This window comes from Metapseudomonas resinovorans DSM 21078 (assembly GCF_000423545.1).
Taxonomy (GTDB): domain Bacteria; phylum Pseudomonadota; class Gammaproteobacteria; order Pseudomonadales; family Pseudomonadaceae; genus Metapseudomonas; species Metapseudomonas resinovorans.
Genome location: NZ_AUIE01000026.1, coordinates 35,419 through 51,611 on the forward strand (window position 1 = coordinate 35,419; position 16,193 = coordinate 51,611).

Sequence of the window (16,193 nt, forward strand, 5' to 3'; positions counted from 1 at the left end):
CAGCGTCCCCGCGCGCGGTTCGGTCAAGGGCCTGCTGGTAGGCCTTGTGCTCCTGATGCTGGCCCTGCTGCTCTGGCAGTTGCACCAGGAATACCGACAGTTGCAGGACGGTGCGCGGGACCGCAATTACACCCTGACCCGCGAGCTGGCCAGTCACCTTGAACTGGTCATGCAGATGAAGGCGGACGCCGTTCTCGCCCTGCTTCGCCAGCAGCCCCCCAATCCCCGGAATAAAGACCAGGAGCTGGTCGAACTGGACCTGCTGCGCCCCATCCTGCCGTCGATCAACAGCCTGGTGTGGCTCAACCCCAACGGCGGCGTGCTGGCCGATACCCAGGCCGGCAACGACGACGCCCTGTTCCTGGCCAGCCTGGTCCAGCGAGGCGAAGGCGAGATCTACCACTACGCTTTCAGTCCCCAGGGCCGTGGCGAGGTCTACCTGATCCTGCGCCAATCTCCCCTGCCCGAGCCCAGCGGCTACTGGGCGCTGCGTCTCGACGCCGATGCCATCCGTACCTGGCTGCTAAAGCATCAGGACCGCGATTATCGATGGCTGCTGGAGGATCGCGTCCTCCAGCGGGTCCTGGCGCAGAGCGGCAAACCGCGACGCGACACCTCCATCGTGATGCCGGTAACCGCAGAGCAGGAAGTGCAGACCATCCTCGTCTCGCCACTCGACCACAGTGACTGGCAGCTCCGCGCCTTGCACGACGAACGCCAGGTACGCGCCAGCCTGCTGCCAGAGCTGCTCAGCAAGCTGCTGCTGTTCCTCATCAGCGCCAGCCTGGCGCTGATCGCTCTCTACTACCTGCAACGTGAACAACGCGGCCTGCGCGAACTCAACGACGCCTCGCGTCGCTCCCTTCGCCAGGCCGCCAGCGCCCTCGGCGTGATCGAGGAGCGCGTACTGGTGACCCAGGTGGATGGCCGCCTGAGCTACCTCAACCCGCAGGCCGAAGCCCTGTTCGGCATCAGCGCAGACGCCGCCCAGGAGCATCACCTGCTGGCGCTGCTGCCGGGCCTGGACCCGCTACTGCTCAACGCCCCCGGCCTGGACCAGGATCTGGGTTCGGACCTGGTGCAGTTCCAGCGAAGCGGCGAACAGCGCCTACTGGCCGTCACCCGCAACGACCTCAACGACGGCGCCCAACTGCTCGGCTATGTCTGGGTGTTGCGCGACGTCACCGAAGAGCAACGCGCCCTGCGCGTTCTGCAGGAAACCCGACGGCGCTACCAGGACATTTTCGAAGGGGGCGGTATCGCCCTCTGCGTGCTCGACCTTGCCGACCTGCGCAAGTACCTCATCCAGAACGGCATGCGTGACCGCACCAGCCTGGCCACGTGGATCAAGGACAATCCGCAGCGCCACGCAGAGCTGCTGCGCCTGCTGCGCATCACCGAAGTCAACCAGGTCGCCATGCACCTGCTGGAAGTCAGCAGCAGCGAGCAGGCCTGGCGACAACTGATCGGCTCCCATCCCCTGCGCGAAGGTGGCATCCGCTTCCAACTGATGGCGGCCCTGCTGGGCGGCAACAAGCACCTGGAGATGGAGAGCCAGATCGTCACTGCCCAGGGCCAGATGCGGCACATCTGGCTGGTGCTGCACCTGCCGAGCATGATCCAGGACCTGGAAGCCGTCACCCTCAGCATCAACGACATCACCAGCCGCAAGCAGGTGGAGCTCTCGCTGATCGAGCGCGAGCGCTTCTGGTCCGATGTGGTGCTGGCGGTGCCCGACACCCTCTACGTCCACGACATCATCAGCAAGCGGGTGATGCTCACCAACAACCGTCTCGCCCAGCAGCTGGGCTATGGCCGTGACGATGTCCGCAAGATGGGCGAACGCTTCTGGGAAGAGCTGCTGCATCCGGACGATACCGAGCAGTACTGGCGCGTGCGCAGCCTGCAACAGGTAGTGGGCGACGGCATGCTGCTGCAGTGCCAGCTGCGCTGGCGCCACAAGGATGGCAGTTGGCACTGGTTCGACGTGCGTGAGCAGGCCCTGGCCCGTGACGAGAAAGGTCGGGTCAGCCGCCTGATCGGCGTGGCCAAGGACATCACCGAACAGATCGAGGCCACCGAATCCATGCGCGAGAGTGGACGCCGCTACCGCATGTTGGCCGAAAGCATCAGCGACGTGATCTTCACCACCGATAGCGAACTGCGGCTCAACTACGTCAGCCCCTCGGTGATGCCGGTACTCGGCTACAGCGTTGACTGGACCCTGGCCAACGGCTTCAACGGCCTGGCCGCCGACCCGCGACAGATGATGAATCTGTTCGATCAGCTGGAGCAGATTCGCAACGCCCTGGGCAATCCGCAGCGCCTGACCGAGCTGCGCAGCCAGATGCCCGCGCGGCTGTTCCTCTTCGACTGCATGCGCGCCGACGGGCAGAAGATCCCGGTGGAACTGCGCACCATGCTGATGTGGGACGAGTACGGACGCTTCGAGGGCATGCTCGGCGTCGGCCGCGACATCAGCCAGCAGCGCCGCGCCGAGAAAGAGATGCGCATGGCCGCCACGGTATTCGAGCATTCCACCTCGGCCATCCTCGTCACCGACCCGGCCGGCTACATCGTCCAGGTCAACGAAGCCTTCAGCCGAATCACCGGCTACTCCGCCCGCGAGGTGCTGGACCAGTTGCCCGCGACGCTCACCGCCGACCGCCAGCAGGCCGAGCAGCTCAACTACATCATTGGCCAGCTCAACCTGCGCGGCAGCTGGGAAGGCGAGATCTGGCTCAAGCGACGCATGGGCGACAACTACCCAGCCTGGGTCGGCATCACCGCCGTGCATGATGAAGACGGCGACCTGGTCAGCTATGTCTGCTTCTTCAGCGACATCAGCGAGCGCAAGGCCAGCGAACAGCGCATCCATCGCCTCGCCTACTACGACGGTCTGACCCACCTGCCCAACCGCACCCTGTTCCAGGACCGTCTCCACACCGCCCTGCAGTACGCCGAACGGCACCAGGAATGGGTGGTGCTGATGTTCCTCGACCTGGACCGCTTCAAGCCGATCAACGACTCCCTCGGCCATGCCGCAGGCGACCGCATGCTCAAGGACGTGGCCGTGCGCCTGGCGGCGTGCGTCCTCGAAGACGACACCGTGGCGCGCATGGGTGGGGACGAGTTCACCCTGCTGCTGCAACCCCGCGCCACCCGCGAAGGCGCACTGAACCGGGCCATCCACGTCGCCGAGCAGATCCTCGACAGCCTGGCCCGTCCTTTCGTCCTCGAAGGTCGCGAGTTCTTCGTCACGGCCAGTATTGGCATTGCCCTCTCGCCCCAGGATGGCCGCGAGCTGAGCCAACTGATGAAGAACGCCGACACCGCCATGTATCACGCCAAGGAACGCGGCAAGAACAACTTCCAGTTCTACCAGGCGGACATGAACGCCCGTGCTCTGGAGCGCCTGGAACTGGAAAGCGACCTGCGCCACGCGCTGGAACAGGGCGAGTTCCTGCTGTACTACCAACCGCAGTTCTCCGGCGATGGCAAGCGCCTGACCGGCGTAGAGGCCCTGCTGCGCTGGCGCCATCCCACGCGCGGCCTGGTACCGCCAGGGGAGTTTGTCCCGGTATTGGAAGAACTCGGCCTGGTGGTGCAGGTGGGCGAATGGGTACTGAACGAGGCCTGCCGCCAGCTCAAGGCCTGGCACCGGGCCAAGATGCGCCTGCCGAAGATCTCGGTGAACATTTCCGCCCGCCAGTTCGCCGATGGCCAACTGGCCGAACGCATCGCCGACATCATCGAAGACAGTGGCCTGCCGCCGGCCTGCCTGGAGCTGGAACTGACCGAGAGCATCCTGATGCGCGACGTGGGACAGGCCATGGCCATCCTGGAAAACCTCAAACGCCTCGGCCTGTGCATCGCGGTAGACGACTTCGGCACGGGTTACTCCTCGCTCAACTACCTCAAGCAGTTCCCCATCGACGTACTGAAGATCGACCGCAGCTTCGTTGACGGCCTGCCCGACGGCGAGCGCGACGCGCAGATTGCCCGCGCAATCATCGCCATGGCCCACAGCCTGAACCTGGCGGTCATCGCCGAAGGCGTGGAAACCCATGCCCAGCTCAACTTCCTCCGCGAACACGGCTGCGACGAAGTTCAAGGCTACCTGTTCGGCCACCCCGTGCCGGCCGCCCAGTTCGAGCGCCTGTTTGGCACCAGCGCCAACTTCATCCTCAGCTGAATCGCGCGCCACGGACGAGATGAAGGCCACTTGTCTGTCACATGACCGACCTTCATATGCCAGCCAGCGACCGATCGGTTAGAATGCGCGCCTTTCCCCTGCACCGTTCCCTAAGAGGACCGCCATGTTCAGCCGTGATTTGACCCTCGCCCGCTACGATGCCGACCTGTTTGCTGCCATGGAGCAAGAAGCCCAGCGCCAGGAAGAGCACATCGAGCTGATCGCCTCCGAGAACTACACCAGCCCGGCGGTGATGGAAGCCCAGGGCTCGGTGCTGACCAACAAGTACGCCGAAGGCTACCCGGGCAAGCGCTACTACGGTGGTTGCGAGTACGTCGACGTTGTCGAGCAACTGGCCATCGATCGCGCCAAAGAGCTGTTCGGCGCCGACTATGCCAACGTCCAGCCCCACGCCGGCTCCCAAGCCAACTCGGCCGTCTACCTGGCCCTGCTGTCGGCCGGTGACACCATCCTCGGCATGAGCCTGGCCCACGGCGGTCACCTGACCCACGGCGCCAGCGTCTCCTCCTCCGGCAAGCTGTACAACGCCGTGCAGTACGGCATCGACGCCAACGGCCTGATCGACTACGACGAAGTCGAGCGCCTGGCCGTCGAGCACAAGCCGAAGATGATCGTCGCCGGCTTCTCCGCCTACTCGCAGATCCTCGACTTCCCGCGCTTCCGCGCCATCGCCGACAAGGTAGGCGCCTACCTGTTCGTCGACATGGCCCACGTGGCCGGCCTGGTTGCCGCTGGCGTGTACCCGAACCCGGTACCGTTCGCTGACGTGGTCACCACCACCACCCACAAGACCCTGCGCGGCCCGCGCGGCGGCCTGATCCTCGCTCGCAAGAACGAAGAGATCGAGAAAAAGCTGAACTCCGCCGTATTCCCGGGCGCCCAGGGTGGCCCGCTGGAGCACGTCATCGCCGCCAAGGCCGTGTGCTTCAAGGAAGCCCTGCAGCCCGAGTTCAAGGCGTACCAGCAGCAAGTGGTGAAGAACGCCCAAGCCATGGCACAGGTGTTCATCGACCGTGGCTTCGACGTAGTGTCCGGCGGTACCCAGAACCACCTGTTCCTGCTCAGCCTGATCAAGCAGGACATCACCGGTAAAGACGCCGATGCCGCCCTGGGTCGTGCCTTCATCACCGTGAACAAGAACTCCGTACCGAACGACCCGCGCTCGCCCTTCGTGACCTCCGGCCTGCGCATCGGCACCCCGGCCGTGACCACGCGTGGCTTCAAGGAAGTCGAGTGCCGCGAGCTGGCCACCTGGATCTGCGACATCCTGGAAAACATGGGCGACGAGTCCGTGGTCGACCGCGTTCGCGAACAGGTCAAGGCGATCTGCGCCAAGCTGCCGGTTTACGGCAAGTAAGCGACAGACCCGCGACGAACGAGCCCGGCACATGCCGGGCTTTTTCATGGGCGGTGGATTCGTTGGGCAGGCGAACCTGGATATCGCATGGCCGGCGAAACAGCCGCGCCCAAAAAGAAGCGCCACAACAATGCGTGGCGCTTCGACCAGCAGCCGGTCAGCTCAGCAGCATCGCACCGGCCGCCCCTTGCCGCCGCCGTAGCGGGCTTCCTGCCGTTCGCGGAAGAACTCCTCATAGGTCATCACCGGCTTGTCCGGGTGCTTGCTGCGCGTGTGCTCGACGTAGTTGTCGTAGTCGGGCATACCGACCAGCATGCGCGCGGCCTGGCCCAGGTACTTCCCCATGCGGTTCAGGTCATTGAACATACCCGGGTCCTCCTCATGCTTCCGGAATCGTCTGGAAGGGCGATTCCTTGTCCGTGCGCTCCGGCTTCATCCAGGCGCCGCGCCCTACCTTGATGGCGTAGAACAGGATGCTCAGCACCACGAAGAGAAACAGCACGGTCAGCCCGGCATTGGTGTAGGCGTTGAAGATCACGTGCTGCATCTGACCCATGTCCTTGGCCGGGGCCAGGATCTGGCCAGCGGCGGCAGCATCGCTGTACTTCTGGGCCAAGGCCAGGAAACCGACGGCCGGGTTCGGGTCCACCAGCTTGATCACACCTGCCGTAATGGTGCAGATCAACAGCCAGGTGGCCGGAATCAGCGTCACCCACACATAACGCTGACGTTTCATCTTGATCAGCACCACGCAGCCCAGCATCAGGGCGATACCGGCGAGCATCTGATTGGAGATGCCGAACAGCGGCCACAGGGTGTTGATGCCACCCAACGGGTCAATCACGCCCTGGTACAGCAACCAGCCCCAAAGGGCCACGCAACCAGCGGTGGCGATGACGTTGGCGGTCCAGGACTCGGTGTTGCTGAGTGCCGGAACGAACTCACCCAGCAGGTCCTGCAGCATGAAGCGACCGGCACGGGTCCCGGCATCCACCGCGGTGAGGATGAACAGCGCCTCGAAGAGGATCGCGAAGTGGTACCAGAAAGCCATGGTGTTCTCACCCGGCAGCAGCTGGTGGAGGATCTGCGCGATACCCACGGCCAACGTCGGCGCACCACCGGCGCGGGCCAGGATAGTGTGCTCACCAATGTCCTTGGCGGTGGCCTCCAACTGCTCGGGCGTGATGGCGAAGCCCCAGCTGCTGACAGTCGCAGCGACACTGGCGACATCCGCACCCACCACGGCCGGCGGGCTATTCATTGCGAAGTACACGCCCGGCTCGATCACCGAAGCAGCAACCATGGCCATGATGGCAACGAAGGACTCCATCAGCATGCCGCCGTAGCCGATGTAGCGGGCATGAGACTCGCTGGCCAGCAGCTTGGGCGTGGTGCCCGAGGAGATCAGCGCATGGAAGCCAGACACGGCACCACAGGCGATGGTGATGAACAGGAAGGGGAACAGGGCGCCCTTCCACACCGGACCGGTGCCGTCGACGAACTGGGTCAGGGCCGGCATCTTCAGGTCTGGCATGGTGATCAGGATGCCGATGGCGAGCGCCACGATGGTGCCGATTTTCAGGAAGGTCGACAGGTAGTCGCGCGGTGCCAGCACCAGCCACACCGGCAGCACGGCGGCGACGAAGCCGTAGCCGATGAGCATCCAGGTGATCTGCACGCCGGTGAAGGTGAAGGCCGGGCCCCAGACCGGGTCGGCGGCCACCTGGCCACCGAGCCAGATGGAGGCCAGCAGCAACGCCACGCCCACCACCGAGATTTCACCGATGCGGCCGGGGCGGATGTAGCGCATGTAGATTCCCATCAACATCGCGATGGGGATGGTCGCCATCACCGTGAACATGCCCCAGGGGCTCTCAGCCAGGGCCTTCACCACGATCAGCGAAAGCACCGCGAGGATGATGACCATGATCAGGAAAGCGCCGAACAGTGCGATGGTACCGGGCACCTGACCCATTTCCTCGCGCACCAGTTCGCCCAGGGAACGGCCATCGCGGCGGCTGGAAATGAACAGCACCATGAAGTCCTGCACCGCACCGGCCAGGACCACACCGGCGATCAGCCAGAGCGTACCGGGCAGGTAGCCCATCTGCGCGGCGAGCACCGGCCCCACTAGCGGACCAGCGCCGGCGATGGCGGCGAAGTGGTGCCCGAAGAGCACGTGCTTGTTGGTCGGGACGTAGTCGAGACCGTCGTTGTGGATGATCGCGGGCGTGGCGCGAGCGGGGTCCAGCTGCATCACTCGGGTTGCGATGAACAGGCTGTAGTAGCGATAGGCAACCAGGTAGAGGGCAACCGCGGCGACCACTATCCACAGGGCGTTGATCGCTTCGCCACGGCGCAATGCGACGACACCCAGGGCACAGGCGCCGACCACAGCCAGTACTGCCCAGGGCAGGTGGCGCAGGACGCTGTTGTTGTTGTTCATAGGGAGCTCCGAATGGGTGAACAGACAAGCTGCCGCACAAGCTTAGTTCCCCTGGACGCAGCCGGTGCCCGTGCAGGCTCTGGAATGGCCTTTTCAACGACTGAGTACTAGAAAAAAGCCGGGCATCGCCCGGCTTCCTTATGCCTTGCAGAACTTAGCTCGGCAGCTTCGCGTAGCGAGCCAACTGCTGGTCGCGGCTCATCACGTCAAGGGTAGCTGCCAGTACTTGCTCACCGGTCGCGTCGGGGGAAGAGAAGATGGTGGAGAAGTTGGCCTGGGTAACCTGTGCGAAGTGAGCACGGTCGGCCTGCTCGATGCCCAGCAGGGTGGCATAGGCATCCAGCGCCTCGCCTTGGCCCTGGGCCATATCCTCAGCGATGTTGTCCAGCATGCCGTTCATCGCCAGGAGCGAGCGGCCGCCGTAACCGAGTCGAACGCTGGAGTCGCAACCGTTGGTGCCCGATGTGAGGCCGAAGGTGGCGTTGCCGGAAGTACCGTTGGTGGTGGTTGCCAGCAGGTGCGGGACCAGACCGCGCTGCCCTTCGAACAGCATGTTGCCCCAACCGCAGCCGCCGCCACCGGCCTGGTCGGCCTGCGCCGCCAAGCTGGCTGCGCCCAGCAGCCCCACGATCAACCCCTTGCTAAGCAGTCGCTTATCCATTATTTGCGCTCCGCATGGATTTATAGAAAAACCGCCTAAGCAGCTTTGGCGACAGACAGGGAACTGTCAAACTGGCCCCGGCACGCCTTGCCGGGTTCCAGCGCTGTCCGGCGCGACAGGCACCACCTTTTGACCTGAAACTCGGCGTCCCCCACCACCAGCCTTGGCTATAGTGGTTGAAATCTCGCAGGAGCATGGACATGAGTGAAACCGCCAGCGAACGTCGGCGCTTCCAGCGCATCAACTTCGACGCCGCCACCGAAATATCCCAGGGCGATAAGCGCTGGACGGCGGAGCTGCACGATATTTCCCTCAAGGGCCTGCTTGTGATTCGTCCGGCGGATTGGGATGGCGACCCGGCGAAACCATTCGATGTGTGCATTGACCTGGGCGCCGACGTCCAGGTCGCGATGGAAGTGGAGCTGACCCGCGCCCAGGACGACCAGCTCGGTTTCATCTGCTGCCATATCGACCTGGACTCCATCAGTCATCTACGCCGCCTGGTGGAGCTCAACCTGGGCAGTGAAGAGCTGCTGGAGCGCGAGCTGCATGCGCTGGGCGAAGAATAGCCCTCCGGGCAAACGCTCCTTGTAGGGGCGAATGTCCGGCTTCCCGCTACTCGAACAACGCATCCAATGCCTGCTCCAGACGCGTCACCGCCACCACGCTCAGGCCGGGCGGGTCTTCCTTGGGCGCATTGCCCCTGGGCACGATCGCGCGTTTGAAGCCGTGCTTGGCCGCTTCTTTCAAGCGCTCCTGACCGCTGGGTACCGGACGAACCTCGCCGGACAGGCCCACCTCACCGAACACCAGCACGTCATGAGCCAGCGGGCGATTGCGCAGGCTGGAGATGATTGCGGCGATCAGCGCCAGGTCGGACGCGGTTTCCAGCACCTTCACACCACCCACCACGTTGAGGAACACGTCCTGGTCATACGTGGGGATGCCGCCATGGCGATGCAGCACCGCGAGCAGCATGGCCAAGCGGTTCTGGTCCAGGCCCAGGGTCACGCGGCGGGGGTTGGCCAGGTGGCTGGTGTCCACCAGGGCCTGGACCTCCACCAGCATGGGCCGGGAGCCTTCCCACGTGGCCATCACCACACTGCCGGGCACGGATTCCTGAGCCCGGGTGAGGAAGATCGCCGAAGGGTTGGAAACTTCTTTCAGGCCCTTGTCGGTCATGCCGAACACGCCCAGTTCGTTGACCGCACCGAAGCGATTCTTCACCGCCCGCAGCAGGCGCAGGCGGCCGTCTGACTCGCCCTCGAAATACAGCACCGTGTCCACCATGTGCTCCAGCACGCGCGGACCGGCCAGGGCACCTTCCTTGGTCACGTGGCCGACCAGGAAGATCGCCGTGCCGCTCTGTTTGGCGAAGCGCACCAGCAAGGCCGCACTCTCGCGGACCTGGGAAACGCCGCCGGGCGCCGACTGCAGTTGTTCAGTGAAGATGGTCTGGATGGAGTCGATCACCATCACCTTCGGCTTCTCTAGCCGCGCGGTGGCGATGATGCTTTCGATGCAGGTTTCGGTCATCACCTTGAGCTTGTCTTCCGGCAAACCGAGACGACGGGCGCGCATGGCGACCTGCTGCTGGGACTCTTCACCCGTGACGTAGAGCGCGGGGAAGCGCGCAGCGATGTTGCAGAGGGTCTGCAAGAGGATGGTGGACTTGCCGATGCCGGGATCGCCACCGATCAACACCACAGAACCGTCCACCAGGCCGCCGCCAAGGACGCGATCCAGCTCGGTGGAGGCGGTGGAGAAGCGCGGCATCTCCTCGACGCTGACCTCGGCCAGGGTCTTGATCTGCGCCTGCTGGCCGGTCCAGCCGGTACGCCCGTTCGAGCTGGCAGCAGTGCCCTCCAGCACGGTTTCCACCAGGGTGTTCCAAGCCCCACAGTCGGCACACTGGCCGGCCCATTTGGGGAAGGTGGCGCCGCACTCGGTGCAGCCGTACATGCGCTTGGCCTTGGCCATCAGCGGACTCCGTCAGAAACACGAAAGCCCGCATGATAGCGGATCAGCCTCGGCAGCCGCCCCCACAGTTGCAGCACTGACCGCTGGCCCGCCGACGCTGGCGCTCCAGATCCTCACGCAGGCCGTCCAGGCGCATGCGCAGCGCGGTCAGGCTGGAGCCGTCCAGTGGCTCGCTACCTTCCTCGACACGCGCGATACGTCGTTGCAGCAGCTCGTACTGCTGTTGCAGGCGTTCCAGGCGTTCGACGGCTTCCTGACGTTCAGGCGAAACGGACAACGCAGACGAAAAGTCCGCGCCGGGCATTTGAGTGGTGGCAGGCATGGCACAGGCTCCGGATAGTGGATGCTCCAGCCTATCCGTCCACCTTCCGCACCCTGTTGACCCCGATCAAATCAAGGCATCAGCCCTTGGCGCTCTTGAGCATTCGGGCAATTTCGTCCTTGAGTGCAACTCGCTGGACCTTAAGTCCGTGCAAAGCGTTGTCGTCGAGGGCTTTGTTGCCGTCCTCGACTTCGTAGATTTGCGAATCCAGGCTCTGGTACTCCCCCGCCAACCGGGCAAAGTGCGCATCGCTCTGCAGCAGCGAGCGCATGGTGTCCTTGAACTCCGGGAATTCACGGTTGAGCGGATGATGTTCTAGTGGCATGGCAGCGACCCTCCTCTTGCAGCCTCCCTCTCAGGCTAGACCAGGCACCGCCGCTGGAAAGCGCCACCTGACGGAATCTCCTCCCGAGCTTGGCACGGCCGGTGCCGGGGCCCTAGCATGTGCGCCCGCACAAGGAGGTGGCCATCGCTGGCAGCCTCGACTTGCTGAATTACACTTCAGCGCTAAAACCAGAACCTCAGGGAGTGAAACATGAGTCTGATCAGTGAATTCAAAGCCTTCGCCGTCAAGGGCAACGTGGTCGACATGGCCGTGGGTATCATCATCGGCGCCGCCTTCGGCAAGATCGTCTCGTCCTTCGTGGGCGATGTGATCATGCCTCCCATTGGCCTGTTGATCGGCGGTGTGGACTTCTCCGACCTGGCCGTCACCCTGAAGGCGGCCGAGGGCGACATCCCGGCTGTGGTACTGAGCTACGGCAAGTTCATCCAGACCATTCTGGACTTCGTGATCGTGGCTTTCGCGATCTTCATGGGGGTGAAAGCGATCAACCGGCTCAAGCGCGAAGAAGCCGCCGCACCGGAAGCCCCGCCGGCACCGACCAAGGAGCAGGAACTGCTGACCGAGATTCGCGACCTGCTCAAAGCGCAGCAGGACAAGTAGTCCTGACGGCACGGCCGCAAAAGACAACGGCGCCTCATAGGCGCCGTTGCTACTTGTGGGGCGAACCGCGAAGCGGCCCCTTTGGGCTTGCAGGGCGGACCTGCGGTCAGCTTGGCGAATGAATTCGCTACTGCGTTAGCTGCTGCGAGACATTGACCATCGGTGCAAGAGCCTTGCAGGGGCAATGCAGCTGCTTGCAACACGTCATGCAGGCAGCGCCAATGAATTCGCCCCTTCTACGCCCCGGCCATCTATGAGATGGGCTTGAGCAACAACCGGTTCACCCGTCGCTCCTTCACCTCGACCACCTCCAGCTGCCAACCTTCCACTTCCAGGGCGTCGCCGGTCACCGGCAGTCGGTCCAGCAGGCTCATCGCCAGGCCGGCGAGGGTCTGGTAGTCCTCGCCAGGCTTGGCGGAAAAGCCCAGGCGCTCACCCAAGAGGCTCAGGTTCACCGCACCGCTGACTTTCCAGCCGCCCTCGCAGGGCTCGATGTCCAGGCCGTCCACCTCGCTGGCATCGGGCAGTTCGCCAGCGATGGACTCGAGGATATCGGTCATGGTCAGCAGCCCTTCGAAGCCGCCGAACTCGTTGACCACAAAGGCCACGTGGGTCGACGCCCTGCGCATTTCCTCGAGGGCACTCAGCACCGACGCACTTTCCGGCAGGTTCGGCGGGACTCGAAGCACTTGCTCGAAGTCCGGCTGCTGGCCTTGGAGCAGCTCGCGCAGCAGCTCCTTCTTGTGCACGTAGCCCAGGGGCTCATCCACATCACCACCACGGATCACCAACAGGCGCGAGTGCGGCGAACGCAGCAGGGCGTCGCGAATGCTTTCGCGCGGCTCGTGCAAGTCGATACGTTCCACCTCGCTGCGGTTGGTCATCAGGGTACGAATCGGACGCTCGGCCAGCCCCAGAACGCCACTGATCATGATCCGCTCACGGCGATCGAAGGGCACTTTGCCGGCGTCGCCACCGTCCAGCAGGTCGGCGATGTCCTCACCCACTTCGTCTGCCTCCACGCCGCGCCCACCGAGCAGGCGCAACACGGCGTGGGCGGTGCGTTCGCGCAGCTCGCGGCCGCCGTGCAACTGGCGCTTGCGGCGCCAGCGCACCAATTGGTTGGCGGCCTCGATCAGCAGCGAGAAACCAATGGCGGCGTACAGGTAGCCTTTCGGAATGTGGAAGCCCAGGCCCTCGGCCGTCAGGCTGAAGCCGATCATCATCAAGAAGCCCAGACACAGCATGATCACCGTCGGGTGGGCGTTGACGAAGGCGGTCAGCGGCTTGCTGGCGATGATCATCAGGCCGATGGAAACGACCACGGCGATCATCATCACTTCCAGGTGCTCAACCATGCCCACGGCAGTGATCACCGCGTCCAGGGAGAACACCGCATCCAGCACCACGATCTGCGCCACGACCGGCCAGAACAGCGCATAGGTACGGCTGCCGCCCTGGCTATGAACCCGGCCTTCCAGGCGCTCGTGCAGCTCCATGGTGGCCTTGAACAGCAGGAACACACCACCGAACAGCATGATCAGGTCACGGCCGGAGAAGCTCTTGTCGAACACCTCGAACAAGGGCGAGGTCAGGGTCACCAACCAGGAGATGCTGGCCAGCAGGCCCAAGCGCATCACCAGGGCCAGGGACAGGCCGATCAGCCGCGCGCGGTCCCGCTGATGGGGCGGCAGCTTGTCCGCCAGGATGGCGATGAACACCAGGTTGTCGATGCCGAGGACGATTTCGAGAACGATCAGGGTCAAAAGGCCCAACCAGGCCGTAGGGTCAACTATCCATTCCATAGGGGTCAGGCTCTCTGGAGAAGGTCACAGGCAGGCACGAACCACGCCTGTGGGCGTTGCATCGACATGCACGAAGGGTAGGCAGCAGGAGGCTGCAGTTCGAATCGGCGTGCGCGGACGCCGTTGGGAAGGGGGGCCGCGCCCAGGGATGCAGGGGGCGGCTTACAACTATCGCTGTCCATTGGTTTCCGGTTCGGATAAACGAACTGCGAATGCTAGGTCAGAAAACCACCAACTCTAAGCGAGGAATTTTTACCATTCATGTACGAATTTTCTTACCGCCTGCGGAACAGAGGTCTTGGCTCTATCACCGAACGCCCATAAAGCACGCTCACACCGGCCAGCCCCTTCAGCGCATCCTCGGCGGATTTGTCCTCACGCACGGCAAAGGCATCGAAGCCGCATTGGCGCATATGGCTGAGCTGGTCGCGCAAGACATCACCCACCGCACGCAGTTCGCCGCGCCAGCCAAGGCGGGTGCGCAGCAGGTAGGCCTGGCTGTAGCCGCGGCCATCGCGGAAGCTCGGGAAATCCACCGCGATCAGCGGCAGATCGTCGGCCAACGGCGCCAGTGGCTCCACTTCATCATCCGGCTGCAGCAACAGCCCATCGCGACCGCCGCGCTCGCGCCAGAGCGCCAGCGGCAGGATCAGTTGCCCGTCAGGCAAGGATTCTCCCGCCTCGCGCACCAGCGTCCAGGGGTCGTCCACCAGGCGTGCCTGGCCATCTACAAGCTTGATCAGGTTGTTCATGCCGTCACCTCCGCCTTGGCGTAGACCCGTACCTTGAAGGGCTCCAGTCCGATGCGCCGCACGGTGTCGACGAAGCGCTCTTCCGGCTCGCGGTGGTCACGGAAGGTCTCCACTACCCGTTCGATCACATCCGGCACCTCCTCAGCGCTGAAGGATGGGCCGATCACCTTGCCCAGCTCGCTGTCCATGCCCTGCGCGCCGCCCAAGGTGATCTGGTACCACTCGCTGCCGCCCTTATCCACGCCGAGGATGCCGATATTGCCGATGTGGTGGTGGCCACAGGCGTTCATGCAACCGGAGATGTTCAGGCTGAGGTCACCCAGCTCCTGCAACGCCGCCGAATCGGCGAAGCGCGCCTGGATGGCCTGGGCGATGGGGATGGACTTGGCGTTGGCCAGGGAGCAGTAGTCGCCCCCCGGGCAGGCAATGATGTCGGTGAGCAAGCCAATGTTCGCTGTCGCCAGGCCCTGTTGACAGGCCAGTTGCCAGAGCGCGTGCAGATCGGCCTTGCGTACATCCGGCAGCACCAGGTTCTGTTCATGGGCGATACGGATTTCACCGAAACCGAAGCGCTCGGCCCACTCGGCGACTGCCTCCATCTGGGCCGCCGTCACATCGCCGGGCGGCGCGTCTGGGCCGGGTTTGGTGGACAGCACCACGGCGGCGTAGCCCGGCACCTTGTGCGGCTGGAGGTTGCGCGCGCACCAGCGGGCGAACGCCGGGTCCCCTGCCAGATGGCTGCCGTGGCCCAGATCGGTATCGTCGAGATGGGCGTAAGCCGGTGCGTCGAAGCTAGCCGCAACCCGCTGGTACTCGGCCTCGGTCAGCTCGGCTGGGCCGTCCTTCAGGTGCTGCCATTCGGCTTCCACCTCGCGGGCGAATGCCTCGATACCCAGGGCCTTGACCAGGATCTTGATCCGCGCCTTGTACTTGTTGTCGCGCCTGCCATGGCGGTTGTAGACCCGCAGGATGGCTTCGACGTAGGACAACAGATGGCGCCAGTGCAAGCCGTCGCGAATTTGCTGGCCGAGGATCGGCGTGCGGCCAAGGCCACCGCCCACCAGCACGCGAAAACGCATCTCGCCCACGTCGTCGCGGTACAGGTAGAGGCCGATGTCGTGCATCTGCACGGCGGCGCGGTCCTGCTCGGCGGCGCAGAGGGCGATCTTGAACTTGCGCGGCAAGAAGAGGAATTCCGGATTGATGGTGGACCACTGGCGCAGGATTTCCGCCAGCGGACGCGGGTCCAGCACTTCATCAGCCGCCACCCCGGCGAAGGCCTCGGTGGTGATGTTGCGCACGCAGTTGCCGGAGGTCTGGATGGCGTGCATCTCCACTTCGGCCAACTGCTGGAGGATATCCGGCACCTCGGCGAGGTCGATCCAGTTGAACTGTATGTTCTGCCGGGTGGTGAAGTGGCCGTAGCCGCGGTCATGCTCGCGGGCGATGCGTGCGAGGCAGCGCAACTGGTTCGACGACAGCGTCCCGTAGGGAATGGCAACCCGCAGCATGTAGGCGTGCTTCTGCAGGTAAAGACCGTTCTGCAGGCGCAGGGGCAGGAACTCTTCCTCAGTCAGCTCGCCACTGATGCGCCGCGCCACCTGGTCGCGGAATTGCGCCACGCGCTCCTGCACCAGGGCGCGGTCGTAGTCGTCGTAGTGGTACATGCAAGCGGGCTCCAGCAAGGCGGGCGGAGCCGTAACTATGG

13 protein-coding genes are annotated in these 16,193 nt (G+C 64.1%); 4 read left to right on the forward strand and 9 right to left on the reverse strand.

Annotation, left to right across the window (positions count from 1 at the left end; translation table 11 throughout):
* The first annotated feature begins 55 nt into the window (after positions 1–55).
* Together G559_RS0118355 and glyA are read left to right on the forward strand one after the other, a co-directional pair.
* Positions 56–4,195: a sensor domain-containing protein gene (locus G559_RS0118355; protein ID WP_036997568.1), complete on the forward strand. Its 4,140-nt coding sequence runs from the start codon at positions 56–58 to the stop codon at positions 4,193–4,195.
* Positions 4,196–4,319: 124 nt separating this feature from the next.
* Positions 4,320–5,573, forward strand: coding sequence for a serine hydroxymethyltransferase (glyA, locus tag G559_RS0118360; RefSeq protein ID WP_028629646.1), 1,254 nt, complete (start codon positions 4,320–4,322; stop codon positions 5,571–5,573).
* Positions 5,574–5,735: 162 nt separating this feature from the next.
* Here the strand turns inward: glyA and G559_RS0118365 are convergent, their stop codons facing one another.
* The 3 genes from G559_RS0118365 to G559_RS0118375 all read right to left on the reverse strand — a co-directional run bounded on the left by G559_RS0118365 (position 5,736) and on the right by G559_RS0118375 (position 8,680).
* On the reverse strand, positions 5,736–5,939 hold the full coding sequence (locus tag G559_RS0118365) for a YbdD/YjiX family protein (RefSeq protein ID WP_028629647.1): 204 nt from the start codon (positions 5,937–5,939) through the stop codon (positions 5,736–5,738).
* A 13-nt stretch (positions 5,940–5,952) separates the two neighbouring features.
* A complete protein-coding gene (locus G559_RS0118370; RefSeq protein WP_028629648.1) occupies positions 5,953–8,019 on the reverse strand; it encodes a carbon starvation CstA family protein in 2,067 nt (688 codons plus the stop codon).
* Between the two features lie 154 nt (positions 8,020–8,173).
* Positions 8,174–8,680, reverse strand: coding sequence for a DUF3015 domain-containing protein (locus tag G559_RS0118375; protein WP_028629649.1), 507 nt, complete (start codon positions 8,678–8,680; stop codon positions 8,174–8,176).
* 200 nt (positions 8,681–8,880) lie between these two features.
* Between G559_RS0118375 and G559_RS0118380 the strand changes: the two genes are divergently transcribed.
* A complete protein-coding gene (locus tag G559_RS0118380) occupies positions 8,881–9,249 on the forward strand; it encodes a PilZ domain-containing protein (protein ID WP_028629650.1) in 369 nt (122 codons plus the stop codon).
* Between the two features lie 46 nt (positions 9,250–9,295).
* Here G559_RS0118380 and radA read toward each other — a convergent pair whose 3' ends face one another.
* The 3 genes from radA to G559_RS0118395 form a co-directional block, all read right to left on the reverse strand.
* Positions 9,296–10,660 carry a DNA repair protein RadA gene (gene radA / locus G559_RS0118385; protein WP_028629651.1) on the reverse strand — a complete coding sequence of 455 codons (1,365 nt, stop codon included), beginning with the start codon at positions 10,658–10,660 and terminating at the stop codon, positions 9,296–9,298.
* 43 nt (positions 10,661–10,703) lie between these two features.
* Entirely contained in the window at positions 10,704–10,982 is a 279-nt protein-coding gene (locus tag G559_RS0118390; protein ID WP_028629652.1) for a hypothetical protein, read from the reverse strand.
* 79 nt (positions 10,983–11,061) lie between these two features.
* Positions 11,062–11,307, reverse strand: coding sequence for a YdcH family protein (locus G559_RS0118395; protein ID WP_028629653.1), 246 nt, complete (start codon positions 11,305–11,307; stop codon positions 11,062–11,064).
* A 210-nt stretch (positions 11,308–11,517) separates the two neighbouring features.
* On the opposite strand from G559_RS0118395, the gene mscL reads away from it, so the two are divergent.
* The gene (gene mscL, locus G559_RS0118400; RefSeq protein WP_028629654.1) at positions 11,518–11,928 is read left to right on the forward strand and encodes a large-conductance mechanosensitive channel protein MscL; all 411 of its coding nucleotides are present in this window, start codon (positions 11,518–11,520) and stop codon (positions 11,926–11,928) included.
* A gap of 251 nt (positions 11,929–12,179) precedes the next feature.
* On the opposite strand, the gene G559_RS0118405 is transcribed toward mscL, so the two are convergent.
* The 3 genes from G559_RS0118405 to G559_RS0118415 all read right to left on the reverse strand — a co-directional run bounded on the left by G559_RS0118405 (position 12,180) and on the right by G559_RS0118415 (position 16,152).
* Positions 12,180–13,733 (reverse strand): TerC family protein, encoded by a 1,554-nt coding sequence (locus G559_RS0118405; RefSeq protein ID WP_028629655.1) that lies wholly within the window; start codon positions 13,731–13,733, stop codon positions 12,180–12,182.
* A 275-nt stretch (positions 13,734–14,008) separates the two neighbouring features.
* A complete protein-coding gene (locus G559_RS0118410; protein ID WP_028629656.1) occupies positions 14,009–14,485 on the reverse strand; it encodes a DUF934 domain-containing protein in 477 nt (158 codons plus the stop codon).
* A complete protein-coding gene (locus G559_RS0118415) occupies positions 14,482–16,152 on the reverse strand; it encodes a nitrite/sulfite reductase (RefSeq protein ID WP_028629657.1) in 1,671 nt (556 codons plus the stop codon). The genes G559_RS0118410 and G559_RS0118415 overlap by 4 nt, the downstream gene beginning before the upstream one ends.
* Positions 16,153–16,193: the final 41 nt, after the last annotated feature.